We start from the raw sequence: 25,375 nt of genomic DNA on the forward strand, positions 1-25,375 counted from the left end.
ATGTTTTTATTCAGCAGGGATCGACAAATTGTAAATCGCTGCCTTACTGATTCCGGTAAGGCAGTCGCTTCTCAGGAGGGTGACTTACCGGATAAATCCTGTCATTACAGGGTCTGGACTGGGATCGGGTTCCATATCGCCTCCGGTGAAAAAAATAGGGATTGCTTCGTTACGTCCAGGCGCAACAAAAGTGCGGGTATAATACACCTGCGAAACTAAACCCTTTGTAAACCAGATTTTGCCCATTGCCGTTTGTTGGGCAGCATTACTTTAATGTATAAAAGCCACGCAAATCATTTCAGGGAATAACAAGCACAATGCAAAACCGCCTCACCATCAAAGATATCGCGCGACTCAGCGGCGTGGGCAAGTCCACCGTCTCTCGTGTTCTGAACAATGAAAGCGGCGTTAGCGCCCGCACGCGTGAACGGGTGGAAGCGGTGATGCAGCAGGAAGATTTCTCCCCTTCCCGTTCGGCACGCGCGATGCGTGGGCAAAGCGATAAGGTGGTGGCGATTATCGTGACGCGTCTGGATTCGCTCTCCGAAAACCTGGCGGTGCAAACCATGCTGCCGGGCCTCTATGAGCAGGGCTACGATCCGATAATGCTGGAAAGCCAGTTTGATCCGAAGCTTGTGGAGGAGCATCTGGGCATGCTTAAGCGACGCAACGTTGACGGCGTGATCCTGTTTGGCTTTACCGGCATTACCGAAAAAATGCTCCATCCCTGGCAGTCCACGCTGGTATTGATAGCGCGCGAAGCCAAAGGTTTCGCCTCCGTGTGCTATGACGACGAAGGGGCCATCGCGCTGCTGATGTCAGCCCTTTATCAACAAGGGCATCGCCATATCAGTTTCCTCGGCGTTCCCCACAGCGATATCACCACCGGCCTGCGCCGCCACGAGGCCTATCTCGCCTTTTGCAAAAAACACAGGCTCACGCCAAATGTGGCGCTGCCGGGTCTGGCGATGAAACAGGGCTACGAGCACGTCGCTGAAGTGCTTCTGCCTGAAACCACCGCCCTGCTGTGCGCGACCGACACGCTCGCGCTGGGCGCCAGTAAATATCTTCAGGAACAGCAACGCACCACGCTGCAGCTCGCAAGCGTCGGCAACACGCCGCTGATGAAGTTTCTTCACCCGGAAATCGTCACCGTCGATCCCGGCTATGCACAGGCCGGGCGACAGGCGGCCATACAGCTTGTTGGTCAGATAACTCAGACTCTCGCCATTCGCCAGCTCGTTATCCCGGGCGCCCTGCAGTAACGCCCCGGCCGCCGGTTTATTGTGATCGCCGCCCGATAACGGGAACGTTCCCATTTTCGCTGGGATAATTAACCGATACCCTTGCAGGCAGGTCATTACTCCTTATGCGGAACTATAAAATGGGCAAAGTGAAACAACAGGATATCGACAGGCTGATTGAGCTGGTCGGCGGACGCGAAAATATCGCCACCGTCAGCCACTGCATTACCCGCCTGCGTTTTGTACTGAACAACCCGGCGATTGCGAAGCCGAAAGAGATTGAAAATTTGGCCGTGGTAAAAGGCTGCTTTACCAACGCCGGGCAGTTCCAGGTGGTTATCGGCACCAACGTCGGCGATTACTACCAGGCGCTGATTTCCACCAGCGGTCACAGCAGCGCGAATAAAGAACAGGCGAAGCTTGCCGCGCGCCAGAACATGAAGTGGCACGAGCGTTTGATCTCGCATTTCGCGGAGATCTTCTTCCCGCTGCTGCCCGCGCTGATTAGCGGCGGGCTGATCCTTGGCTTCCGTAACGTCATTGGCGAACTGCCTATGAGCAACGGCCAGACGCTGGCGCAGATGCACCCGTCGCTGCAAAGCATTTATGACTTCCTGTGGCTGATTGGCGAGGCGATTTTCTTCTATCTGCCGGTGGGGATTTGCTGGTCCGCCGTGCGCAAAATGGGCGGAACGCCTATCCTTGGTATCGTGCTTGGCATAACGCTTGTCTCGCCACAGCTAATGAACGCCTATGATTTAGGGACTAAAATTCCGCAAGTGTGGGACTTTGGCCTGTTTACCATTGCGAAGGTGGGCTACCAGGCACAGGTCATCCCGGCGTTGCTGGCGGGCCTCGCGCTTGGCTTTATTGAGACGCGTCTGAAACGCATAGTGCCGGATTACCTCTATCTTGTAATAGTGCCTGTGTGTTCGCTGATTCTGGCGGTGTTTCTCGCCCACGCGTTCATCGGGCCGTTCGGACGCTGGATTGGCGACGGCGTAGCCTTCGCGGTTCGCCACCTGATGACCGGCAGTTTTGCACCGGTTGGCGCGGCGCTCTTTGGCTTCCTGTATGCGCCGCTGGTGATAACCGGCGTGCATCAGACTACGCTCGCCATCGACATGCAGATGATTCAGAGCATGGGCGGCACGCCGGTCTGGCCGCTGATTGCGCTGTCTAACATCGCTCAGGCTTCGGCGGTGGTGGGCGTCATTATTTGCAGCCGTAAACATAACGAGCGTGAAATTTCAGTCCCGGCGGCGATCTCGGCCTATCTGGGCGTCACCGAACCGGCGATGTACGGGATTAACCTGAAATATCGCTTCCCGATGCTGTGCGCCATGATCGGCTCCGGTATTGCGGGCCTGCTGTGCGGCCTGAGCGGAGTGATGGCGAACGGTATCGGCGTAGGCGGCCTGCCCGGCATCCTGTCGATTCAGCCGCGTTACTGGGAGGTTTACGCTATCGCCATGCTGATTGCGGTGGTCTTACCGATTGTGCTGACCACCGCGGTCTATAAACGCAAATTCGCTCAGGGCACCCTGTTAACGGTGTAGGGCGCAGCCTCAGCTAGTTTTTAGTTTGATTTTACCGGGGCCAGCGATGGCCCCTTAGCTTCAGGAAAGCGCTATGAATACAACGCCTCCATGGTGGCAACATGGTGTCATCTACCAGATCTACCCGAAGAGTTTCCAGGATACGACCGGCAACGGAACCGGCGATTTAATCGGCGTCATCAAACGCCTCGACTACCTTAAATTGCTGGGCGTGGATGCTATCTGGCTGACACCTTTTTATGTCTCCCCGCAGGTGGATAACGGTTATGACGTGGCCAACTACTGCGCCATTGACCATAACTACGGCACGCTGGATGATTTCGATCTGCTGGTCGCCGAAGCGCACGAGCGCGGGATCCGCATCATCCTCGATATGGTGTTCAACCATACCTCCACCCAGCACGCCTGGTTTCATGAGTCGTTAAACAAGGAAAGTCCATACCGCGAGTTCTATATCTGGCGTGACGGCACGCCAGATCTGCTGCCAAACAACTGGCGTTCCAAGTTTGGCGGCAACGCCTGGCGCTGGCATGCAGAAAGCGGCCAGTATTATCTGCACCTGTTCGCCCCTGAGCAGGCGGATCTCAACTGGGAGAATCCGCAGGTACGCGCCGAACTGAAAAAGGTTTGCGAGTTCTGGGCGGATCGCGGCGTGGACGGTTTGCGTCTGGATGTGATCAACCTGATTTCTAAAGATCAGGACTTCCCGAACGATATCGAAGGAGGCGATGGCCGCCGTTTTTACACGGACGGGCCGCGCATTCATGAATATTTGCAGGAATTCAGTCGCAATGTGTTTTTCCCACGCGGCCTGATGACGGTGGGCGAAATGTCCTCCACGACCCTCGACAACTGTCAGCAGTACGCCGCGCTGGACGGCAAAGAGCTGTCGATGACGTTTAACTTCCATCATCTTAAAGTGGATTATCCCGGCGGGCAGAAATGGACGCTGGCGCAGCCGGATTTTGTGGCGCTGAAAGCCATTTTCAACCACTGGCAGCAGGGGATGCACAACGTCGCCTGGAACGCGCTATTCTGGTGCAACCACGATCAGCCGCGCATCGTTTCCCGTTTCGGCGACGAAGGCGAACTGCGGGTGCCGGCGGCGAAAATGCTGGCGATGGTGCTCCACGGCATGCAGGGCACGCCCTATATCTACCAGGGCGAAGAGCTGGGAATGACGAATCCCCACTTCACCCGCATCATCGACTACCGTGATGTGGAAAGTCACAACATGTACGCCGAACTGCGTGCTCAGGGCCGCGACAGCGATAACCTGCTGGCGATCCTCGCGAGTAAATCCCGCGATAACAGCCGCACGCCCATGCAGTGGGATAACGGAGAAAACGCGGGCTTTACCAAAGGCACGCCGTGGATAAACCTGTGCGATAACTATCAGACCATTAACGCCGCCGCAGCGGTGGACGATCCCGACTCCGTATTTTACGCCTATCAGAAACTGATCAAGCTGCGTAAAGCGCAGCCGGTCTTTAGCTGGGGCAACTATCAGGATCTGCTGCCGGAGCATCCGTATCTGTGGTGCTACCGCCGCGAATGGCAGGGCCGGACGCTGGTGGTGGCAGCCAACCTCAGCCGCAATAACCAGTGGTGGATGCCGGAAGCTTTCGAAGGCGACTGGCAGGTGCTGATGAGCAACTACGACGGGGCGGCAGGCAGACCCGGGCAAATCAGCCTGCGGCCTTATGAAGCCGTTTACTGGTTGCAGAATTAAGCAGGACACACCGGCGGGTACGCTCAGGCTTACCCGTCCTACAAAAATGTCGCCTATCGGCGCCAGGTTGGATAAGCGGCTGCGCCACCGCCGATTATTTACTCTTTTTTCAGGCCCTGTATCCGGCTCAGCCACCAGGTCACGCCCTCATCAATCAACGCATCCGTAATATCGTTCGCGCCCTGAATCAGCGCAGGTTTCTGCCAGATCATCCCTGTCATGTTCGACATGGCCTGTAGCGGCAACAGCAGTGCATCGGTCGCATAGCGGTTGTAGCCCTCTGGCGTATAGGCCTGTGCGGAGCCTCCGGTTGAGGTCATTACCAGCAGTTTTTTACCGTGCAGCGCTTTACCCGCGCTTCCGTAAGCAAACCCGTAGGTCAGCACCTGGTCCTGCCACTCCTTAAGAATTGATGGCGTGCTGTACCACCAGAACGGGAACAGCAGCACCACCGACTCGTGGCTGCGCAACAGATTCTGCTCGCGCTCCACGTCTATCTGAAAATCCGGATAAGCCCGGGTTAACTCATGTACCGTCACATCAGGCAAACCTGAAAAGGCTGCAACTGCCGCCCGGCTAATCCGTGATTGTTCGGGGTACCGATGTGCCGCCAGCACCAGAATCTTTCTCATTTTCACATCCTCATCGTTTGGATGCGGCTATGATTTCAAATCTCATGGCTTACCTGTAGTCTGTATAAAGGCATATCTGTTTCAACCAAAGGTTTAAGCCATGTCTCTCTCACCGGACGTAACCCGCCTACTCCCCGCTTTTCTGGCGGCGGCTGACTGCCAGAGCTTTTCTGCCGCCGCCCGGCAGCTCGGCATCACGCCAGCCGCCGTTAGCAAAAGCGTACGCCAGCTTGAACTGCGTCTCGGCGTGATCCTGTTTGGGCGAAACACCCACTTTGTGGTGCTGACGGAAGAAGGCGCCGCCTTACGGGAAGAGATCGCGCCGCTTTGGTATGCGCTTAATCAGGCGCTGGTTAGCCCAACCGCGGAGCCCGCCGGTCTGGTACGGGTCAGCGTTATTCCCGGCTTCGGTCGCCACGTCCTGCTTCCCGAGCTGCATGAATTTCAGCAGCGCTATCCGCAGATCCGTTTTGATCTGTCGATGGATGCCCGCAGCGTGAACTTAATCGGCGAGCGGATAGACGTGGCGATTGGTCAACGCACGTCGCGGGACAGCCGCGTCGTGACTCGTGAGCTGCGCCCGATGCGCATGATCATGGCGGCTTCTCCGCTCTATCTGGCCGAAAAAGGCACGCCTGTGGCGCCAGAAGAGTTAGCGCCGCACCGCTGCCTGGTGCACCGCAATCCCGGAAACGGACGTCTGCAGCAATGGCTGAATGACGATACGCTCATTGATGAACATTCCGCCTGGCTTATCACCAGCCTCCCGGATGCGCTGCTGGACGCGGCGCTTTCCGGCATGGGCATCGTTTATCTGGCGGACTGGTATCTGGCGCGACCGGTTCAGGAAGGTCGGCTGGTGCCGTTACTGGATGATTACCACCCTGCCCCGCAAACCCTTTGGGTGAAGTATGCCGGCGGTCGGCTCGCTCCCCGAATCCGCGTTTTTGTCGACTATTTACTCGATAAATTCAGCGCGTAAATTTGTTCACCTCGCTCACGCCCCGGCTTGCCTGCCGCGTCCGTTTTACTTTGTCCTGCATCAATAAAAGCGCGAACATCTTTGGTGCAAGCACTATATATAGACTTTAAAATGCCACCCGGCCCTACATCTTGTATTTATCGACTATTATAGCAACAACAGCCTCAGCATAAATCTGGGGATTATCTGTGGATAAAACGGGCCTGAATCCGGAAGTCCCTGCCAGCGCCTGACTGCAAACGCTTCCGGAATCCGCCATCCCTTTGTGGATAACCTTATTTAAACGGAGAGATCATGACACCGCATGTGATGAAAAGAGACGGGTGCAGAGTGCCTTTCACTTCAGAGCGCATTAAAGAAGCTATTCTTCGTGCAGCTAAAGCAGCGGGAGTCGATGACGCAGATTATTGCGCCACCGTCGCAGACATCGTACGAGCTCAGATGGAAGGCCGCAGCCAGGTTGATATTGGCGAGATCCAGACGGCGGTTGAAAACCAGCTGATGGCCGGGAGCTATAAGCAGCTGGCCCGCGCCTATATCGAATATCGCCATGACCGTGATATCGCACGTGAAAAACGTGGTCGTCTGAACCAGGAAATTCGTGGTCTGGTTGAACAAACCAACTCTGCGCTGCTGAATGAAAACGCCAACAAAGACAGTAAAGTGATCCCGACCCAGCGTGACCTGCTGGCGGGCATCGTTGCCAAACACTACGCCAAACAGCACCTGCTGCCTCGCGATGTGGTGCAGGCGCACGAACGTGGCGATATCCACTATCACGACCTCGATTACTCCCCCTTCTTCCCGATGTTTAACTGCATGCTTATCGACCTGAAGGGCATGCTGACCCACGGCTTTAAGATGGGTAACGCGGAGATTGAACCGCCAAAATCCATCTCCACCGCGACGGCCGTCACCGCCCAGATCATTGCTCAGGTTGCCAGCCACATCTACGGCGGCACCACCATCAACCGTATCGATGAGGTGCTTGCGCCGTTTGTGACGGCAAGCTTCGAAAAGCACCGTAAAATCGCGCAAGAGTGGCAGATTCCGGACGCTGAAGGCTATGCGCGCTCACGTACGGAGAAAGAGTGTTACGACGCGTTCCAGTCGCTGGAATATGAAGTGAACACGCTGCATACCGCCAACGGCCAGACACCTTTTGTCACCTTCGGTTTTGGGCTGGGCACCAGCTGGGAATCGCGCCTGATCCAGACCTCTATTCTGCGCAACCGCATCGCAGGCCTTGGGAAAAACCGCAAAACCGCCGTATTCCCGAAACTGGTATTCGCCATTAAAGACGGCCTCAACCACAAGTTCGGCGATGCGAACTACGACATCAAACAGCTCGCCCTGGAATGCGCCAGCAAGCGTATGTATCCGGATATTCTGAACTACGATCAAGTGGTTAAGGTTACCGGCTCATTTAAAACGCCGATGGGCTGCCGCAGCTTCCTCGGCGTCTGGGAGAATGAGAGCGGCGAGCAGGTCCACGAGGGCCGCAACAACCTCGGCGTTATCAGCCTGAACCTGCCGCGCATCGCGCTGGAAGCAAAAGGTGATGAGGCGCGCTTCTGGGAACTGTTAGACAGCCGCCTGGCACTGGCGCGCAAAGCGCTGATGACGCGCATCGCCCGTCTCGAAGGCGTGAAAGCGCGCGTGGCGCCAATCCTCTATATGGAAGGCGCCTGCGGCGTGCGCCTGAAGGCGGACGATGACGTCGCTGAAATCTTCAAAAACGGCCGCGCGTCTGTTTCGCTTGGCTACATCGGCATTCATGAAACGGTGAACGCTCTGTCTGGTAACCAGCACATCTATGACAGCGAAGCGCTGCGCGCAAAAGCCGTGGCGATTGTTACGCGCCTGCGTGCGGCCACCGATAGCTGGAAAAATGAAACGGGCTATGGATTCAGCCTGTACAGCACGCCAAGCGAAAACCTTTGCGACCGCTTCTGCCGCCTGGATACCGCTGAATTCGGCGTCGTGCCCGGCGTAACCGACAAAGGCTACTACACCAACAGCTTCCATCTGGACGTAGAGAAAAAGGTCAATCCGTACGACAAAATCGATTTTGAAGCGCCTTATCCGGCGCTGGCGAACGGCGGTTTCATCTGTTACGGCGAGTACCCGAATATTCAGCATAACCTGCGCGCGCTGGAAGATGTCTGGGATTACAGCTACCAGCGCGTTCCGTATTACGGCACCAATACGCCAATCGACGAGTGCTACGAATGCGGCTTTACCGGCGAGTTTGAGTGCACCAGCAAAGGCTTCACCTGTCCGAAATGCGGTAACCACGACGCAGCGCGCGTTTCCGTTACCCGCCGCGTTTGCGGCTATCTCGGCAGCCCGGATGCCCGTCCGTTCAACGCCGGTAAGCAAGAAGAGGTGAAGCGCCGCGTGAAGCATCTTGGCAACGGGCAGATTGGCTAGCATGAATATGCATCAGTACTATCCGGTCGATATCGTTAACGGGCCGGGTACCCGCTGCACGCTGTTTGTTTCCGGCTGCGTGCATGAATGTCCGGGCTGCTATAACAAAAGCACCTGGCGGCTGAACTCAGGCGTGGCGTTCACGCCTGAAATGGAAGAGCGGATTATTAACGATCTGAACGATACGCGGGTGCGTCGCCAGGGTCTGTCGCTTTCGGGCGGCGATCCTCTCCATCCGCAAAACGTGGCGGGTATCCTGCAGCTGGTTCAGCGCGTGCGGGCGGAGTGTCCCGGCAAAGATATCTGGCTATGGACAGGCTATAAGCTTGATGAGCTGAACGCAGCCCAGCGCGAAGTGGTTGATTTAATCAACGTGCTGGTCGACGGCAAATTTGTTCAGGATTTGAAAGATCCGGCGCTTATCTGGCGCGGCAGCAGCAACCAGGTCGTGCATTATTTGCGATAAAGCTTCTGATTGATGACAAGCCCCCGAAAAGCGTGATTTTCGGGGGTTGGGGTAAATCAGAAGGCAGAACGCTTTGTTTTTAAAATCCCCCGCAAGCAACCATCCACACCTGAGGGCTTTGTCAGCAGTCTTAATTCCCTTGCAGGCTTTTTATATCAGCGCCAGGGTGCCGACAATCACCCCGCTCAACGCCACCAGCCCACCGGTAAGCCACAGCGCTTTTGCCGGAAAGGCCTTATGCAGCATGACCAGAGAGGGCAGGCTAACGGCCGGCAGCGTGATCAGCAGCGCCAGCGCCGGAGCGGTACCCATACCCGCCAGCAGCATCGTCTGAATAATGGGGATTTCGGCGGCGGTTGGAATGACGAACAGGCAGCCGGCAACCGCCATCGCCATCACCCAGAATAGCGTGTTATCCACCGCGCCATCGGCATGCGGAAACAGCCATACTCGCGCTGCGCCAAGCGCCAGCACGGCGATGATATAAACCGGGATAGTGCTCCAGAACAGTTGCCACAATGCTTTCATCCAGCGCTGCAGGAAATCGCCCTGCGGCTGTATTTTTTGCGCTATTGGGGGGATATTCGCAGCCCGGGGCTGCTCTTTCACCCACAGCTGCACAAGCGTTGCCACGCCAAGCACCGTCATTACGCCCACGACCAGCCGAATCAGGGCAAAATGCCAGCCCAGAACGAAGCCCATAAAAATAAGCGTGGCCGGATTGAGCAGCGGGTTGCCTAACCAGAATGCCAGCGCGCCGCCCATGGAAACCGCCTGACGTCGCATCCCGGCGGCAACGGGGGCCGCGCAGCAGGTGCACATCATGCCCGGCAAAGAAAAGAGCGTGCCGAACAGCGTGCCGCTAAAACGCGGCTGGCCGAGGGTACGCATCAGCCAGTCCCTTGGGATCAGGACCTGAACCAGCGAACCTAAAATCACGCCCAGCACCGCCGCTTTCCAGACCGCGATGAAATAGACCAGCGCATAATCCCAGGCGGCTTTGAGCGGATTAGCCTCCTGCTGCGCAATAATTGATTTTCCAATGCTGTGCGTTTCGGCGGCGGTGAACGCCTTGCCATAATATGGCTGCCATTTCACCAGCCACAGCCCGATAATCACAACGGTGAAAAACAGCACCGGCTTCCACCAGGCGAACGAAGATTTGCCCGCCAGTTGAGGAGGTTGAGTCAGCATAGAAGTACCCTGCAAAGCGTATACGTGAGTTATATTTATTGGCGCTAATACTACGCTTCTTGTCAGAGTATTGGAAAGCTGCGGTTAATAAATCGCCGTATGTGCAGCAATCTCTCGTAGCTGCCCGGAGTCCAGGATCGCCACGCCATCATGAGAAGGCGACAGGGCTTCATGCAGCATCGCCCGGGCGACATCTCTTGCTTCGATGGACTTCCATTTTCCGGGCATGAATTTAAACAGCGGCGCGAAAAGCGATTCATTAAAGCGTTGCGATTCCCGATGGCCCAGTAGCATAGACGGCCGGGCGATGGTTAAACGCGGCCATTTCTGGGCGATCAACGCCTCTTCCATTTTCCCTTTGACGCGGTTGTAGAAGAACGGCGAACCGCTGTTTGCGCCAAGCGCGCTGACCACCAGCATATGACTGGCGCCCAGGCGCTGGCCCGTCAGCGCCGTATCCACCACCAGCGTATAATCCGCCAGCACGAAGGCCTCTTTGCTGCCCGCCTCTCTCATCGTCGTCCCGAGACAGCAGAAAACGATATCCACCGGCTCGGTGAGTTGCGCCAGCGCATCGCTAAGCTGCGGATCGTGAGGATTGAACATTTTACGCATCGCCGCCAGCGGACGACGCGTGGCGGCCGCAATGTTGGTGACCCGTGGTTCGTCGTTAAGCAGGCGTAACAGATGCCCGCCGATCAGACCTGTCGCCCCTGTAATCAATACCCGGTTCATAGAAGCTCCTTTATCAGATGAATCTAAGTCTAGTCCGTCCGCTTGCAAAGTCTGCCCTGTGGTCCAGGCTTAAGCACTGGAAACAGATAACGGAGGAACTATGAGCAAGAAGATTGCAGTCTTGATCACCGACGAGTTCGAAGATTCAGAATTCACTTCACCGGCGGAGGCGTTCCGCAAAGCGGGACACGAAGTTATCACCATCGAGAAGCAGGCCGGTAAAACCGTCACCGGCAAAAAAGGTGAGGCAAAGGTCATTATCGATAAAGCCATTGATGACGCGCGCCCGGCCGATTTCGATGCGCTTTTGCTGCCCGGCGGGCACTCTCCGGACAGCCTGCGCGGCGATGAACGCTTCGTCACTTTTACGCGCGATTTTATGAACAGCGGCAAGCCCGTTTTTGCTATCTGCCATGGTCCACAGCTTCTCATCAGCGCCGATGTCGTTCGCGGGCGCAAGCTGACCGCCGTGAAGCCTATCGTGATTGACGTGAAAAATGCCGGCGCCGACTTCTACGACAGAGAAGTCGTTGTCGATAACAATCAACTGGTTACCAGCCGTACGCCGGAAGATTTACCGGCCTTTAACCGCGAGGCGCTGCGCCTGTTAGGAAGCTAACTGTCACGCAGCCAGTGTAGTTTTTTACCAAAACCGAGAGTGTTGTCCGTCATTTTCAGTTCGTCGAGCTGAATTTCCCAGAGGGGGGCCGTCGCCACTCTCGCCACCGGGAAGCGTTTGCAGTAAAGATGGCGGACGCTTCCCGCCTCGCTTTCTGCCAGCATTTGGATCCTGCCGCGAAACTGAACGCCGCGAATCAGCGCAACGGTTTTGGGCTGCCCGTTTACCGTGCCGGCTACGGAAGAACCTTTGCCGATGAGCTCCCCGTGTCGGGAGGTGGCCTCGGTGAGCAGATAGAACGCTACACGCGATCGATCGTAATAATAGAAGGCGTTGGCACACCATAAATCTTCGTTACCGCCAACGCAGTAGGTAAGAACATGCTGTTTGTTCAGCCAGCGGCTGATGTCATCAAGTGTTTCCATGGGCGACCTGAACGGTGATACTCTGCAAAAAATCTCAACTATGCGCCGGCCCTATGTCACCCTGGTATCTCTATTTAGTCCGCACCCTCGATAACCGCTTATATACCGGCATCACGACGGATGTGGAACGCCGCTTCGGGCAACACCAGGCCGGCAAAGGGGCGAAAGCGCTGCGGGGAAAAGGTGAGCTGAAGCTGGCGTTTAGCCGCCTGGTGGGCGATCGCTCATGCGCCTTGCGTCTGGAGTATCGCATCAAGCAGCTAACTAAAACGCAAAAAGAGCGCCTGGTGAACGGCAGCTTGCCCTTTGAAGACCTGCTGACAGATCTTCAAAAGAGCTGAGATCAGAACTCGCGGTTAAAATGCTGGTGATATTCCACCAGCCCGCTGACGCCGTTTAGCGCATCAGTTGCCAGAGGATGGATCTGGAAGCTGGCTTCGGTGTCAGGCCAGGCGCAGCGCAAGCCAAACCGGGCGGCAGGCACAAAGCCAAAGCGGCTGTACATCTCAGGCAGCCCCAGCGCCACAACCGCGGCGTAGCCGAATTCATTCAGGGAATCGAGCCCTTCGTAAACCAGCTTTTTCGCCAGCCCCTGGCCGCGATACGCTTCCTCTACCGCTAAAGGCGCAAGCCCCACCCACTGCAGCTCTTCGCCTTCCACTGCGACCGGGCTGAAGGCGACATAGCCCACCACCTGGCCTTCGTCATCCGTTGCGACCAGGCCAAGCGTTAACAGGCCATCCTCTCGTAAATCCTTTACCAGATCCGCTTCACCGTTACCGTTAAAGGCGCGGCGCAATAAGGCATCGATACCGGGGGCATCAATGGGTATTTCTACACGAATTAACATGGCTCACCTACCGGGTTACTTTCTGGAACAGGCTTATATTGCATACCCGCTTCAACAAAATCAGCCAGTTGCAGCAGCGCAATGCGTAAAGGCGCAGGCATTGCGTCCAGCTCAATAGCATCCATCAGGTTTTTGACGTACAGACCGAGCTCGGTATCGCCTTCAATGACCAGCCGACGCTGAAAGAATAACGTGTCCGGGTCCTGTTTGCGCGCGGCAATCATCAGCAGATCGTTAGCGCTGGCGCTGAAGCTGACATCAGCCGCCGCATCTTCACGTACGACCAGCTTATTATCTTGCACCGAGGTGAACCACTTCAGAGCAAGATCGCGAACTTCAATGCTCAGCCAGCGGTTCTGTAAAAACGCAAGTTCCCCCTCCTCAAGCGCCTGGCGGAACTGCCAGCCCAGCAGCTGTTCAAGAAGCTGACGCTTCAGAGCAAAGGACGTCAGTTTGACCGGGGTCCGCAATAAAGATGGGCCAGCCTGTACCAGGCGAGAACGCAGTTTATCCAGCACGAGCTTTACTCCTTGAGAAAATTTTTTGCTATTTTGCCATACCCGCCGGACGCGATAGCGGTGCAAATCAACAATTGCGTAAGTATTAACTACCCCCAACGGATGCCATCAATACGCCATTAGCTGCCTTAAATCAAAATTTGTCGCGGACAGGTTAACTAAAATCCCAGTTCGTTAACAATTTTGCAGCCCATGCACGGCTGCGCGGGTCACCTTTCAGAGTGCCCGATGATGCAGGATAAATTATGGAGTTGCTTTGCCCTGCCGGAAATTTACCGGCGTTAAAAGCGGCCATCGATAACGGTGCCGACGCGGTCTATATCGGACTGAAAGATGACACTAACGCCCGCCATTTTGCCGGACTGAACTTTACGGAAAAGAAACTGCAGGAGGCGGTCAGCTACGTGCATCAGCGTGGCCGCAAGCTGCACATCGCCATCAATACCTTCGCTCATCCGGACGGTTACCTGCGCTGGCAGCGGGCGGTAGATATGGCCGCACAGCTGGGCGCCGATGCGCTGATTCTGGCGGACCTTGCAATGCTGGAGTATGCCGCAGAGCGCTATCCGCATATTGAGCGGCACGTCTCGGTTCAGGCCTCCGCCACCAATGAGGAAGCCGTTCGCTTCTATCATCGCAATTTTGCGGTGGCCCGCGTCGTGCTGCCGCGCGTGTTATCCATTCATCAGGTGAAGCAGCTGGCCCGCGTGACGCCCGTTCCGCTGGAGGTATTCGCCTTCGGCAGCCTGTGCATCATGGCGGAAGGGCGCTGCTATCTCTCTTCTTATCTGACCGGCGAATCTCCAAATACCGTCGGCGCCTGCTCCCCGGCGCGCTTTGTTCGCTGGCAGCAAACGCCGCAGGGGCTGGAATCCCGCCTTAACGATGTATTGATCGACAGGTATCAGGATGGCGAAAACGCCGGTTACCCGACGCTCTGCAAAGGCCGCTATCTGGTAGACGATCAGAAATACCACGCGCTTGAAGAACCGACCAGCCTGAATACTCTCGAACTGCTGCCCGAGCTCTATGCCGCCAATATTGCGTCGGTGAAAATCGAAGGCCGCCAGCGTAGCCCGGCGTATGTCAGCCAGGTCGCCAAAGTCTGGCGTCAGGCCATCGACCGCTGCATGGCCGACCCGGAAAACTACCGCGCGCAGCCGGCATGGATGGAGGCGCTCGGCGCGATGGCGGAAGGCACGCAAACCACCCTCGGCGCATATCACCGTAAATGGCAGTAGGAAAGCAGATGAAATATTCATTAGGGCCGGTGCTCTATTACTGGTCGAAAGAGACGCTGGAAAGCTTTTACCAGGCGGCAGCCAAAAGCCGCGCCGATGTGATTTATCTTGGTGAAACCGTATGCAGTAAACGCCGCGCAACGAAAGCGGGCGACTGGCTGGATATGGCAAAAATGCTGGCCGGCGAGGGAAAACAAGTAGTGCTCTCAACGCTTGCGCTGGTGCAGGCGCCTTCCGAGCTAAACGAGCTGAAACGCTACGTCGATAACGGCGACTTTCTGATTGAAGCCAGCGATATCGGCGCCGTGAACGTTGCCGCTGAGCGTAAACTGCCCTTTGTCGCAGGCCATGCGCTTAACTGCTACAACGCGGTGACGCTGCGCCTGCTTCTCAGGCAGGGCATGACGCGCTGGTGCATGCCGGTTGAGCTTTCACGCGACTGGCTGGTGAATTTGCTCAACCAGTGCGATGAGCTGGGTATTCGCAATAAGTTCGAAGTGGAGGTGCTGAGCTATGGCCATCTGCCGCTCGCTTATTCCGCCCGCTGCTTTACCGCGCGCTCTGAAGATCGCCCGAAAGACGAATGTGAAACCTGCTGCAGCAAATATCCAACCGGGCGCAATATGCTGTCGCAGGAAAACCAGCAGGTTTTCGTGCTTAACGGCATTCAGACGATGAGCGGCTACGTCTATAACCTGGGTAACGAACTGGCCTCGATGAAAGGCCTGGTGGATATGGTTCGCCTGTCGCCGATGGGCGTGGAAACCCTGCAAATGCTGGAAAGCTTCCGGGCCAACGAAAACGGCGCAGCGCCGCTGAAACTTGCTTCGCAAAGCGATTGCAACGGCTACTGGCGACGCGTCGCCGGGCTGGAGTTGATTAACTCCGCCTGAGAAAAGGCTCACTTTGTTACTTAATTGCTGAAGATTTTGCGCAATACTGAAGCTAACTATCAGCAAACGAAGTTACCCACTTCGTCTAACAAAGTGAGCCGTTATGTCTGACATTACCCAAGTTCCTTTTTCGCTGCTGGACCTGTCGCCGGTTCCGCAAGGCTCGCAGGTCGCAGAGGCGTTCCATCGTTCTCTCGATCTCGCGCGCCTGGCTGAAAAGCGCGGCTATCACCGCTACTGGCTGGCGGAGCACCACAATATGACCGGCATTGCCAGCGCGGCAACGTCCGTGCTGATTGGCTATCTTGCAGCCAATACGCAAACGCTGCGCCTGGGTTCCGGCGGCGTGATGCTGCCCAACCACTCGCCGTTAGTGATTGCCGAGCAGTTTGGTACGCTGGAGACGCTCTATCCGGGGCGTATCGACCTTGGGCTGGGCCGCGCGCCGGGTAGCGATCAGCGTACTATGATGGCGCTGCGTCGTCATATGAGCGGCGATATCGACAATTTTCCGCGTGATGTGGGCGAGCTGGTCTCCTGGTTTGATGCGACCGATCCGAATCCGGCCGTGCGCCCGGTTCCCGGCTACAACACCAAAGTTCCGGTCTGGCTGCTGGGCTCCAGCCTTTACAGCGCGCAGCTTGCGGCACAGCTTGGCCTGCCGTTTGCCTTCGCCTCGCACTTCGCGCCGGATATGCTTTTCCAGGCGCTGCAGCTTTACCGCGCCCAGTTCAAACCTTCCGCACGGCTGGAAAAACCCTACGCCATGGTCTGCATCAACATCATCGCCGCAGACAGCAACCGCGATGCGGAATTCCTGTTTACCTCAATGCAGCAGGCCTTCGTGAAGCTGCGTCGCGGTGAAACCGGGCAGCTTCCCGCTCCTGTCGAGAATATGGAGAATTTCTGGAGCCCGGCGGAACAGTACGGCGTGCAGCAGGCGCTGAGCATGTCGCTGGTGGGCGATAAAGCGAAGGTGCGCCACGGACTGATTTCACTGCTGCGGGAAACGCAGGCCGATGAGATCATGGTCAACGGGCAGATCTTCGATAGCCAGGCGCGGTTACATTCGTTCGACCTGGCGATGGACGTGCACGAAAGTTTATAAGGATTTCTTTCGCCCCTCGATTGAGGGGCGAAATTTTAGTGATAGACCGGCAGCAGATTGAAGCTCGAAAGGATATGAATCACCGCGTTGCCCGCCCCGAAAACAATAATCAGGACGATCATCTTATTGCCGCCCCACACACGGTAAAGCGGGCTGCCGAACTTACGTCTTGAAGCTTTAGCCAACAGCGCAGGCACGATGGCAGCCCAGATCGTAGCCGCCAGCCCCGCAAAACCAATCGCGTAAATAAAGCCGTCGGGCCAGATTACGCCGCCCAGCACCGGCGGAATAAAGGTCACCAGCGCCGTTTTCAGGCGGCCTTTCGGGCTATCGTCAAACCTGAACAGGTCTGCCAGGTAATCGAACAGGCCGAGAGTTACGCCGAGGAATGAACTGGCAACGGCAAAGTTAGAAAAAACGATCAGCAGCAAATCCAGCGCGCGGCTGTTCAGTACGCCGCTTAACGCCTGCACCAGCACATCGATATTCCCGCCTTTATCAGCAATGGCAATAAAGTCGCCGCGTGGAATATTGCCCATGCTGCCCACCAGCCAGATGGTGTACAGCACCAGCGCCATCACCGTGCCCCAGAGCAGGCAGCGCTTGATGGCCTGCGGATTTTTGCCGTAATACTTCATCAGGCTAGGCACGTTGCCGTGATAGCCAAAAGAGGCCAGGCAGAACGGCAGCGTCATAAAAAGGTACGGAAAATAGCTGGGATTAATCGCCTGCGTGTCGAGCAAGGTTTGCGGTTCGACATGCCACATCAGCCCGCCGAAGGTCATAAAGAAGGTCAGAATTTTTGCGCCGAGGACGATGGTCGTCATGCGGCTTACGGCGCGCGTGCTCAGCCAGACAATAAACGCCACGATAAGGGCAAAAATCAGCCCGGCGAACCTGGCAGGAAAGTCGACGGACATTTCGCTTAACGTGTGATGGATCACCGAACCGCTTGCCGAAATGTAGGCGTAGGTAAGGATATAGAGCACGAAAGCGATGGAAAGTCCGTTGATCAGGTTCCAGCCCTTGCCCAGCAGATCTTTGGTGACCGTATCGAAACTTGCGCCAACGCGGTAGTTGAGGTTGGCTTCCAGAATCATCAGCCCGGAATGCAGCATGCAAAACCAGGTGAATACGAGTGCGGCGAGCGACCAGAAGAACCAGCTTCCGGCCATCACCACCGGCAGTGAAAACATGCCCGCACCGATAATTGTGCCACCAATTATCATCACGCCGCCGAGAACAGAGGGCGAGGCTTTGGTGGTCGATAAGATTGACATACAAATTCCTGAAGACGATAAACCGCTGCCGATGAGACAGACCTGACTGCGGATTATTGTACCAGTACATGAGTACATTTTGGATAAAAAAAATCCCGGTTTTATCAACCAGGACTTTTATGACTGCCTGCGACGGGATCGCAGGCATAAACTTCGGCTAATTAAGCTTCGGTTGAACGACGACGAGCAGGTGCTGCGCCATCATCACGACGTGGGCCGCGAGCGCCTTCACGACGTTCGCCGCTAAAGCTACGACCGGCGCCTGCCGGGCCATCGCGACGTGGACCGCGACCGCCTTCACGACGCTCGCCGCCGCCGAAACCGCGACCGGCACCGCCGCCACGGCGTTCGCCACCGCGATCGGTACGTGGCTGCGCATCACCCATCAGCTGCATATTCATCGGCTTGTTCAGAATACGAGTGCGGGTAAAGTGCTGCAGAATTTCACCAGGCATGCCTTTTGGCAGTTCGATGGTGGAGTGCGTCCCGAACAGCTTGATGTTACCGATGTAACGGCTGCTGATGTCGCCTTCGTTAGCGATGGCGCCAACGATATGACGAACTTCAACGCCGTCATCACGGCCAACTTCAATACGGTACAGCTCCATATCGCCAACGTCACGACGTTCGCGACGAGCTGGCGCATCGCCATCGCGCTGTGGACGATCTGAACGTGGGCCGCGATCTGCACGATCTGGACGACGTTCGAAACGCTCGTCACGCTCTTTGAACTCACGACGTGGACGCATCGGCGCATCCGGTGGCAGGATCAGAGGACGTTCGCCCTGCGCCATTTTCAGCAGCGCTGCTGCCAGGGTTTCGATATCCAGCTCTTCTTCAGCGGAAGGCTGAATTTTCGCCAGCAGGCCGCGGTACAGATCCAGATCGCTGCTTTCCAGCTGCTGCTGAACTTTAGCAGCAAACTTAGCCAGACGACGCTCGCTCAGCAGTTCGCGGTTTGGCAGCTCAACTTCTGGAATCGTCAGCTTCATCGTGCGTTCGATGTTGCGCAGCAGACGACGCTCGCGGTTCTCAACGAACAGCAGCGCACGGCCAGCACGACCCGCACGACCGGTACGACCGATACGGTGAACGTAGGATTCGGAGTCCATCGGGATGTCGTAGTTAACAACCAGGCTGATACGCTCAACGTCCAGGCCACGGGCCGCAACGTCGGTGGCGATCAGGATATCCAGACGACCATCTTTCAGGCGCTCCAGAGTCTGCTCACGCAGGGCCTGGTTCATGTCACCGTTCAGCGCGGCGCTGTTATAGCCGCTACGCTCCAGCGCTTCAGCCACTTCCAGGGTCGCGTTTTTGGTACGAACGAAGATAATCGCCGCATCAAAATCTTCCGCTTCCAGGAAACGCACCAGCGCTTCGTTTTTACGCATACCGTGCACGGTCCAGTAGCTCTGGCTGATATCAGGACGTGTGGTAACGCTTGACTGAATGCGCACTTCCTGCGGCTCTTTCATAAAGCGACGGGTAATACGACGAATTGCTTCCGGCATGGTTGCAGAGAACAGCGCGGTCTGATGACCTTCCGGGATCTGCGCCATGATGGTTTCAACGTCTTCGATGAAGCCCATACGCAGCATTTCATCAGCTTCGTCCAGCACCAGACCTTTCAGGTTGGAGAGGTTCAGGGTGCCGCGTTTTAAGTGGTCGAGCAGGCGGCCTGGGGTACCAACAACAATTTGTGGTCCCTGACGCAGGGCGCGCAGCTGCACGTCATAACGCTGGCCGCCGTAAAGGGCCACAACGTTTACGCCGTGCATATGTTTAGAGAAATCCGTCATGGCTTCTGCAACCTGAACCGCCAGTTCGCGGGTCGGCGCCAGCACCAGAATTTGTGGCGCTTTAAGCTCAGGATCAAGGTTGTGCAGCAGCGGTAAAGAGAACGCTGCGGTTTTGCCGCTGCCCGTCTGGGCCATACCCAGTACGTCGCGACCGCCCAGCAGATGTGGGATACACTCCGCCTGGATTGGAGATGGCTTTTCGTAACCCAGATCGCTCAGGGCTTTAAGGATGGAGGCGTTCAGCCCCAGATCGGAAAAAGTGGTTTCGATGATATCAGTCATGTAGTACATGTGCCTCGTTGATGGCGGCCAGTCTACGTAACTCATCGTGAAATTGATCTGCAATTTTCATTGAAAAGTGTGAACCGGCTCAAATTTAGTTGATTAACGAACAAAAACGCCCTCACCCGTTAAGGTGATGACTTTAATAATTAAAGTTTATGGGCTGATCGTTGTTCGTCAGCTATTGCTGGTCCGATTCTGCCAGGTCATCTTGCTCCTGGCCCAAGAGCGCTAATTCCAACAATGCATAACGATGCTCAACGTAGTTGTGTACGTTGTTAGCGACCGCTAACTTGAACAGTGCCGTGGCGCTGTCCTTTTCCCCCAGACTTAGGTAGTACTTACCTAAATAGAAGTTGGTTTCACTGAGATGCTCAGCGAGCGAGGTGTTATCCGTTGCGTCCGCCTTGAGGCGTTCCATTAGCGTTTTTTCGCTAATGTTCCCCAGGTAGAACTCGACAATGTTCCATCCCCATTGCTCTTTATCCGATTTATCGAGGCGCTGTTGTAACGCCACTTTGGCCTGTTTAGCGTCCAGATTGCTTTCGGCAATGTAGAGCCACAGACTGCGGAACGGATCATTGGGATCGTCTTGATAAAACGCTAGCAGATCATCTTGCGCTAAACGATAACGACCACCGTAATAGAGGGCGATACCGCGATTTAAATGCGCGTAGTTGTAAGTTGGATCAAGCTCAAGTACAGAATCAAACGCTTCATAGGCAGCATCAAAATTGCCTGCCTGCGTTAAATATATGCCTAAGTAATTGAATATTTCAGGCATATCGGGGCGGATTGCCAGCGCTTGTGAAAAATCATTTCGCGCCAGAGCCCGCAAGCCGAGGCTATCATACAACACTCCGCGCTCATATAAAAGCTGTGCGCGTTCATCATCGGTTAAAGCCCGACTGGCAAGTATTTGTTCCATGCGTGCCAGGATGACTTCCTGCTGCAAAGTCGGTTGCAATGGCACCGCCAGGACTTCGCTTTTACGCCAGGCAGAGTTGCTGCATCCTGCCAGCGTGAGAGCTGTCGCAACGAAACACCAGCGCAAAAAAGGCTTCATTTCCCACTCCCGAAGACAACAATTGAATGAACATCCTGTCCGCCGGCTGCTAAAACGGAGCATCCAGCTCCGTAATAAACAGCTCTCCATGTCGCCATGGAGAGCTCAATCGGTAAAGCTTACTCAGCTGCTTCTGGAGCGGACGGTGCTGCGCCTTCAGCCGGGGATTGCTCGGTTGCTTCTTTAATGCTTAAGCGGACGCGGCCCTGACGGTCAACTTCCAGTACCTTAACCGGCACTTCCTGACCCATCTGCAGATAGTCGGTTACTTTCTCTACGCGCTTGTCAGCGATTTGAGAGATGTGTACCAGACCTTCTTTGCCGCCGCCGATAGCAACGAACGCACCGAAATCAACGATACGAGTGACTTTACCCTGATAGATACGGCCAACTTCGATTTCAGCGGTGATTTCTTCGATACGACGAATAGCGTGTTTCGCTTTGTCGCCATCGGTTGCTGCGATCTTCACGGTGCCGTCATCTTCGATTTCGATGGTGGTGCCGGTTTCTTCAGTCAGCGCACGAATCACGGAGCCGCCCTTACCGATCACGTCTTTGATCTTGTCCGGGTTGATCTTGATAGTGTGAATGCGTGGAGCAAACTCAGAGATATCGCCGCGTGGCGCGTTGATAGCCTGTTCCATCACGCCAAGGATATGCAGACGCGCACCTTTAGCCTGGTTCAGAGCCACCTGCATGATTTCGCGGGTGATGCCTTCGATTTTGATATCCATCTGCAGGGCAGAGATACCTTCACGGCTGCCGGCAACCTTAAAGTCCATGTCGCCCAGGTGGTCTTCATCACCCAGAATGTCAGACAGAACAACAAAGTTGTCGCCTTCTTTCACGAGGCCCATCGCGATGCCCGCTACCGCGGCTTTGATAGGCACGCCCGCGTCCATCAGCGCCAGAGAAGCGCCACAAACGGAAGCCATGGAAGAAGAGCCGTTGGATTCAGTGATTTCAGACACTACGCGTACGGTGTACGGGAAACGATCGGCTTCTGGCATAACGGCCAGTACGCCACGCTTAGCCAGACGACCGTGACCAATCTCACGACGCTTAGGAGAACCGACCATGCCGGTTTCGCCTACGGAGTACGGAGGGAAGTTGTAGTGGAACAGGAAGTTGTCGGTACGTTCGCCCATCAACTCGTCCAGGTTCTGTGCGTCACGAGCGGTGCCCAGAGTCGCGGTTACCAGCGCCTGAGTTTCGCCGCGGGTGAACAGCGCGGAACCGTGGGTACGCGGCAGAACGCCAGTACGCACGTCCAGGCCACGAATCATATCTTTTTCGCGGCCGTCGATACGCAGCTCGCCCGCCAGAATACGGCTGCGAACAACGTTTTTCTCAATGGCGTGCAGGATATCGCTCAGTTCGCCAGCATCAAGGGTTTCGTCTTCTGCTGACAGAGCAGCGATAACTTCAGACTTGATGACATCAACCTGCGCATAGCGTTCCTGCTTGTCCGTAATACGGTAAGCGTCGCTCAGGCGAGATTCAGCAAGCGCTGCAACGCGCGCGTTCAGCGCTTCGTTAACGGCTTCTGGCTGCCAGTCCCAACGTGGTTTACCGGCTTCGGCAACCAGGGAGTTGATGTTCTGGATAACAACCTGCTGTTGTTCATGGCCGAAGACAACCGCGCCCAGCATCTGGTCTTCGCTCAGCAGTTCTGCTTCGGACTCAACCATCAGCACGGCGCCTTCGGTACCGGCGACAACCAGATCCAGCTTGCTCTCTTTCAGCTCGTCTGCGGTTGGGTTCAGAACGTACTGGTCGTTGATGTAGCCCACACGAGCAGAACCAATTGGACCATTAAATGGAATACCAGACAGGCTCAGGGCGGCAGAAGCACCGATCATAGCAACGATGTCAGGATGAACCTGTGGGTTTACGGAAACCACGGTGGCAATAACCTGCACTTCGTTAACGAAACCTTCCGGGAACAGCGGACGCACCGGGCGGTCAATCAGACGCGCAATCAGCGTTTCGCCTTCGCTTGGACGGCCTTCACGACGGAAGAAGCTGCCCGGGATACGACCAGCAGCGTAAGTACGCTCCTGATAGTTAACGGTCAGCGGGAAGAAGTCCTGACCTGCTTTAGCTTTTTTCTGCCCTACTACGGTTACGAATACCGCAGTATCGTCCATGCTTACCATTACTGCTGCGGTAGCCTGGCGCGCCATCATACCGGTCTCTAATGTGACCGTATGCTGACCATACTGAAATTTACGAACGATCGGATTTAGCAAGATAATATCCTTTAGATTCTTAGGCTGCCGGTGACTTCACGCGGTGCCGTTATGACCCGATCTCTATAGCATCCTCGCGACTAATGACAACCCTGACCCGCCCCTGCGGATAAAGCCTCTCATTAGCCGCGCGAACCTCTGCAATAAAGATCACACACAGCAACAATACATTAGTTTCCATAGAATTGCTGCCGTCAGGTTGAAAAAAGGGGCCTTAACAGGCCCCCTTTTCTGAAACTCGCAAGACTTAGCGACGCAGACCCAGACGCTCGATCAGGCTGGTGTAACGTGCTACATCTTTACGCTTCAGGTAGTCGAGCAGTTTACGACGCTGAGAAACCATACGCAGCAGACCACGACGGCTGTGGTGATCTTTTTTGTGCTCTGCAAAGTGACCCTGCAGGTGGTTAATCTGTGCGGTCAGCAGTGCAACCTGAACTTCGGTAGAACCGCTGTCGTTATTGTCACGACCAAACTCAGAAACGATTTTAGCTTTAGCTTCAACGCTTAGAGACATTTTCAACTCCAACATTATAGATAAAAAGACAGGGTGCCGATCTCTAATTCAGCAACCCCCAGTGCACACCCGAACGCTTGTCAGACAATGCCCGAATGCTAAGCCGCCTATTTTACCTGTAGCAACCTGTTATCGCAAGGTAACTACAAGGTCAGGCGGGATACTCTACTACCAGACGACGAGGCGCTACGCGCCCATCATCATCAATTTCACCCATGCCGATAAACTTTGCTTCATCGCCTTCAGTGACGCGAACCAGCCCTTCGCCAGGAACGCCCGCAACCTGCACCGGCTGCCCATTCCTGAAATAGCCTGCCACGGCAGGTAACAGGTTCACGACCGGAAAATCTTCAGCCGGGCTGTCCATTGGCATCAGCAGCGGATCTAACAGCACCGCGGGATCGATTTCCTGCTGCTGCGCCTGTGCAAGAAGCGCATTCAGCTGTTCAAGCGTCACCATACGTTCAACGGGATATTTGCTCACGGCCAGGCGGCGCAGGAAAGTCACGTGCGCGCCGCAGCCCAGCTTTTCACCCAGATCGTCAGTGATGGTCCGGATATAAGTCCCTTTGGAGCAATGGATCTCGAGTTCCAGCTCATCGCCTTCATGACGAATAAACAGCAGCTCGTAAACGGTAATCGGACGTGCTTCGCGCTCAACTTCTATGCCCTGACGAGCATATTCATACAGCGGTTTGCCCTGATGCTTAAGCGCCGAGTACATCGACGGCACCTGCATGGTCTCGCCGCGGAAGCTTTCCAGCGCGGCCGCAAGCTCCTGCTCGCTAAAGGTAACCGGACGTTCCTGAACAACCGTGCCGTCGGCATCGGAAGTATCGGTACGCTGCCCAAGACGGGCAATGACGCGGTAACGCTTATCTGAATCCAGCAAATAGCGCGAAAACTTGGTTGCTTCCCCCAGGCAAATCGGCAACATGCCGGTAGCCAGCGGATCCAGCGCCCCGGTATGCCCGGCGCGGTTCGCGTTATAGATACGCTTCACTTTCTGCAGCGCGTCGTTAGAAGACAAACCCTGCGGCTTGTCCAACAGCAGCACGCCATGAATATCACGACCACGACGACGAGGACGACTCATCAATCCTCCTTCGTGTCATCCGTATTCACGCGACGCTCATCATCATTTTTGATGACGTTAGAAACCAGATTCGACATACGCATCCCTTCAACCAAAGAGTTGTCGTAGAAGAAAGTCAGTTCCGGAACAATACGCAGGCGCATCGCTTTTCCCACCAGAGTGCGGATATAGCCCGAGGCATCCTGCAGGACTTTGATGCCCTCTTTCACGGCTTCTTCGTCTTTGTCGTTGAGGAAGGTAACGAACACTTTGGCGTAGGCCAGATCGCGGGAGACTTCGACACCGGAAACGGTGGTCATCATGCCCAGACGCGGATCTTTGATTTCACGCTGCAGGATGATTGCGATTTCTTTCTGCAATTCCTGAGAGACGCGCTGCGGGCGACCGAATTCTTTCGCCATAATAAATTCTCCATACAAATCGGGGGGCGCTCGGCCCCCCTTAAGATA

25 protein-coding genes are annotated in these 25,375 nt (G+C 55.7%); 11 read left to right on the forward strand and 14 right to left on the reverse strand.

Annotation, left to right across the window (positions count from 1 at the left end; translation table 11 throughout):
* Positions 1–317: 317 nt before the first annotated feature.
* The 3 genes from treR to treC all read left to right on the forward strand — a co-directional run bounded on the left by treR (position 318) and on the right by treC (position 4,535).
* Positions 318–1,265: a trehalose operon repressor TreR gene (gene treR, locus WLO31_RS17735; protein WP_435927936.1), complete on the forward strand. Its 948-nt coding sequence runs from the start codon at positions 318–320 to the stop codon at positions 1,263–1,265.
* 119 nt (positions 1,266–1,384) lie between these two features.
* Positions 1,385–2,803, forward strand: a complete 1,419-nt coding sequence (treB, locus tag WLO31_RS17740) for a PTS trehalose transporter subunit IIBC (RefSeq protein WP_435927937.1) — start codon at positions 1,385–1,387, stop codon at positions 2,801–2,803.
* A 73-nt stretch (positions 2,804–2,876) separates the two neighbouring features.
* Positions 2,877–4,535, forward strand: a complete 1,659-nt coding sequence (gene treC, locus WLO31_RS17745; protein WP_435927938.1) for an alpha,alpha-phosphotrehalase — start codon at positions 2,877–2,879, stop codon at positions 4,533–4,535.
* Positions 4,536–4,633: 98 nt separating this feature from the next.
* On the opposite strand, the gene WLO31_RS17750 is transcribed toward treC, so the two are convergent.
* Positions 4,634–5,167, reverse strand: coding sequence for an NAD(P)H-dependent oxidoreductase (locus WLO31_RS17750; protein ID WP_435927939.1), 534 nt, complete (start codon positions 5,165–5,167; stop codon positions 4,634–4,636).
* A gap of 100 nt (positions 5,168–5,267) precedes the next feature.
* On the opposite strand from WLO31_RS17750, the gene WLO31_RS17755 reads away from it, so the two are divergent.
* From WLO31_RS17755 to nrdG, 3 genes are all read left to right on the forward strand, one after another.
* Positions 5,268–6,149: a LysR substrate-binding domain-containing protein gene (locus WLO31_RS17755; RefSeq protein ID WP_435927940.1), complete on the forward strand. Its 882-nt coding sequence runs from the start codon at positions 5,268–5,270 to the stop codon at positions 6,147–6,149.
* Between the two features lie 294 nt (positions 6,150–6,443).
* Entirely contained in the window at positions 6,444–8,582 is a 2,139-nt protein-coding gene (nrdD, locus tag WLO31_RS17760; protein ID WP_435927941.1) for an anaerobic ribonucleoside-triphosphate reductase, read from the forward strand.
* Position 8,583: 1 nt separating this feature from the next.
* Positions 8,584–9,048 (forward strand): anaerobic ribonucleoside-triphosphate reductase-activating protein, encoded by a 465-nt coding sequence (gene nrdG, locus WLO31_RS17765; protein ID WP_435927942.1) that lies wholly within the window; start codon positions 8,584–8,586, stop codon positions 9,046–9,048.
* Between the two features lie 150 nt (positions 9,049–9,198).
* Here the strand turns inward: nrdG and WLO31_RS17770 are convergent, their stop codons facing one another.
* Together WLO31_RS17770 and WLO31_RS17775 are read right to left on the reverse strand one after the other, a co-directional pair.
* Entirely contained in the window at positions 9,199–10,242 is a 1,044-nt protein-coding gene (locus WLO31_RS17770) for a permease (protein WP_435927943.1), read from the reverse strand.
* A gap of 84 nt (positions 10,243–10,326) precedes the next feature.
* Positions 10,327–10,977: an NAD(P)H-binding protein gene (locus tag WLO31_RS17775; RefSeq protein ID WP_435927944.1), complete on the reverse strand. Its 651-nt coding sequence runs from the start codon at positions 10,975–10,977 to the stop codon at positions 10,327–10,329.
* Between the two features lie 100 nt (positions 10,978–11,077).
* On the opposite strand from WLO31_RS17775, the gene WLO31_RS17780 reads away from it, so the two are divergent.
* Positions 11,078–11,596, forward strand: coding sequence for a type 1 glutamine amidotransferase domain-containing protein (locus tag WLO31_RS17780; RefSeq protein ID WP_435927945.1), 519 nt, complete (start codon positions 11,078–11,080; stop codon positions 11,594–11,596).
* Here the strand turns inward: WLO31_RS17780 and WLO31_RS17785 are convergent.
* A complete protein-coding gene (locus WLO31_RS17785; protein WP_435927946.1) occupies positions 11,593–12,021 on the reverse strand; it encodes a YhbP family protein in 429 nt (142 codons plus the stop codon). The two genes, WLO31_RS17780 and WLO31_RS17785, sit on opposite strands and share 4 nt — an antisense overlap.
* A 53-nt stretch (positions 12,022–12,074) precedes the next feature.
* Here WLO31_RS17785 and WLO31_RS17790 point away from each other — a divergent pair, with 53 nt between their 5' ends.
* Positions 12,075–12,362 (forward strand): GIY-YIG nuclease family protein, encoded by a 288-nt coding sequence (locus WLO31_RS17790; protein WP_435927947.1) that lies wholly within the window; start codon positions 12,075–12,077, stop codon positions 12,360–12,362.
* A gap of 2 nt (positions 12,363–12,364) precedes the next feature.
* Here the strand turns inward: WLO31_RS17790 and WLO31_RS17795 are convergent, their stop codons facing one another.
* Complete coding sequence (locus tag WLO31_RS17795; RefSeq protein WP_435927948.1) at positions 12,365–12,871, reverse strand: GNAT family N-acetyltransferase; 507 nt, start codon at positions 12,869–12,871, stop codon at positions 12,365–12,367.
* The gene (ubiT, locus tag WLO31_RS17800) at positions 12,865–13,389 is read right to left on the reverse strand and encodes a ubiquinone anaerobic biosynthesis accessory factor UbiT (protein WP_435927949.1); all 525 of its coding nucleotides are present in this window, start codon (positions 13,387–13,389) and stop codon (positions 12,865–12,867) included. Before ubiT ends, WLO31_RS17795 begins: the two co-directional genes overlap by 7 nt.
* 245 nt (positions 13,390–13,634) lie before the next feature.
* On the opposite strand from ubiT, the gene ubiU reads away from it, so the two are divergent.
* The 3 genes from ubiU (at position 13,635) to WLO31_RS17815 (ending at position 16,631) form a co-directional block, all read left to right on the forward strand.
* Positions 13,635–14,630, forward strand: a complete 996-nt coding sequence (gene ubiU / locus WLO31_RS17805; RefSeq protein WP_435927950.1) for a ubiquinone anaerobic biosynthesis protein UbiU — start codon at positions 13,635–13,637, stop codon at positions 14,628–14,630.
* Between the two features lie 8 nt (positions 14,631–14,638).
* Positions 14,639–15,523 carry a U32 family peptidase gene (locus WLO31_RS17810; protein ID WP_435927951.1) on the forward strand — a complete coding sequence of 295 codons (885 nt, stop codon included), beginning with the start codon at positions 14,639–14,641 and terminating at the stop codon, positions 15,521–15,523.
* A gap of 103 nt (positions 15,524–15,626) precedes the next feature.
* Positions 15,627–16,631 (forward strand): luciferase-like monooxygenase, encoded by a 1,005-nt coding sequence (locus tag WLO31_RS17815; RefSeq protein ID WP_435927952.1) that lies wholly within the window; start codon positions 15,627–15,629, stop codon positions 16,629–16,631.
* Between the two features lie 35 nt (positions 16,632–16,666).
* Here the strand turns inward: WLO31_RS17815 and mtr are convergent, their stop codons facing one another.
* The 8 genes from mtr to rbfA all read right to left on the reverse strand — a co-directional run bounded on the left by mtr (position 16,667) and on the right by rbfA (position 25,327).
* Positions 16,667–17,911 carry a tryptophan permease gene (mtr, locus tag WLO31_RS17820; protein ID WP_435927953.1) on the reverse strand — a complete coding sequence of 415 codons (1,245 nt, stop codon included), beginning with the start codon at positions 17,909–17,911 and terminating at the stop codon, positions 16,667–16,669.
* 161 nt (positions 17,912–18,072) lie between these two features.
* Complete coding sequence (locus tag WLO31_RS17825; RefSeq protein ID WP_435930663.1) at positions 18,073–19,995, reverse strand: DEAD/DEAH family ATP-dependent RNA helicase; 1,923 nt, start codon at positions 19,993–19,995, stop codon at positions 18,073–18,075.
* Entirely contained in the window at positions 19,988–20,065 is a 78-nt protein-coding gene (gene yrbN, locus WLO31_RS17830) for a protein YrbN (protein WP_099458804.1), read from the reverse strand. The genes WLO31_RS17825 and yrbN overlap by 8 nt, the downstream gene beginning before the upstream one ends.
* 111 nt (positions 20,066–20,176) lie before the next feature.
* Positions 20,177–21,061: a lipoprotein NlpI gene (gene nlpI / locus WLO31_RS17835; protein WP_435927954.1), complete on the reverse strand. Its 885-nt coding sequence runs from the start codon at positions 21,059–21,061 to the stop codon at positions 20,177–20,179.
* Positions 21,062–21,180: 119 nt separating this feature from the next.
* On the reverse strand, positions 21,181–23,313 hold the full coding sequence (pnp, locus tag WLO31_RS17840) for a polyribonucleotide nucleotidyltransferase (RefSeq protein WP_435927955.1): 2,133 nt from the start codon (positions 23,311–23,313) through the stop codon (positions 21,181–21,183).
* A 247-nt stretch (positions 23,314–23,560) separates the two neighbouring features.
* On the reverse strand, positions 23,561–23,830 hold the full coding sequence (gene rpsO / locus WLO31_RS17845) for a 30S ribosomal protein S15 (protein ID WP_167610094.1): 270 nt from the start codon (positions 23,828–23,830) through the stop codon (positions 23,561–23,563).
* A 151-nt stretch (positions 23,831–23,981) separates the two neighbouring features.
* Positions 23,982–24,926, reverse strand: a complete 945-nt coding sequence (truB, locus tag WLO31_RS17850) for a tRNA pseudouridine(55) synthase TruB (protein ID WP_435927956.1) — start codon at positions 24,924–24,926, stop codon at positions 23,982–23,984.
* A complete protein-coding gene (rbfA, locus tag WLO31_RS17855) occupies positions 24,926–25,327 on the reverse strand; it encodes a 30S ribosome-binding factor RbfA (RefSeq protein WP_435927957.1) in 402 nt (133 codons plus the stop codon). The genes truB and rbfA overlap by 1 nt, the downstream gene beginning before the upstream one ends.
* Positions 25,328–25,375 lie beyond the last annotated feature (48 nt).

Source organism: Dryocola sharpae, from assembly GCF_051307055.1.
Taxonomy (GTDB): Bacteria; Pseudomonadota; Gammaproteobacteria; order Enterobacterales; family Enterobacteriaceae; genus Dryocola.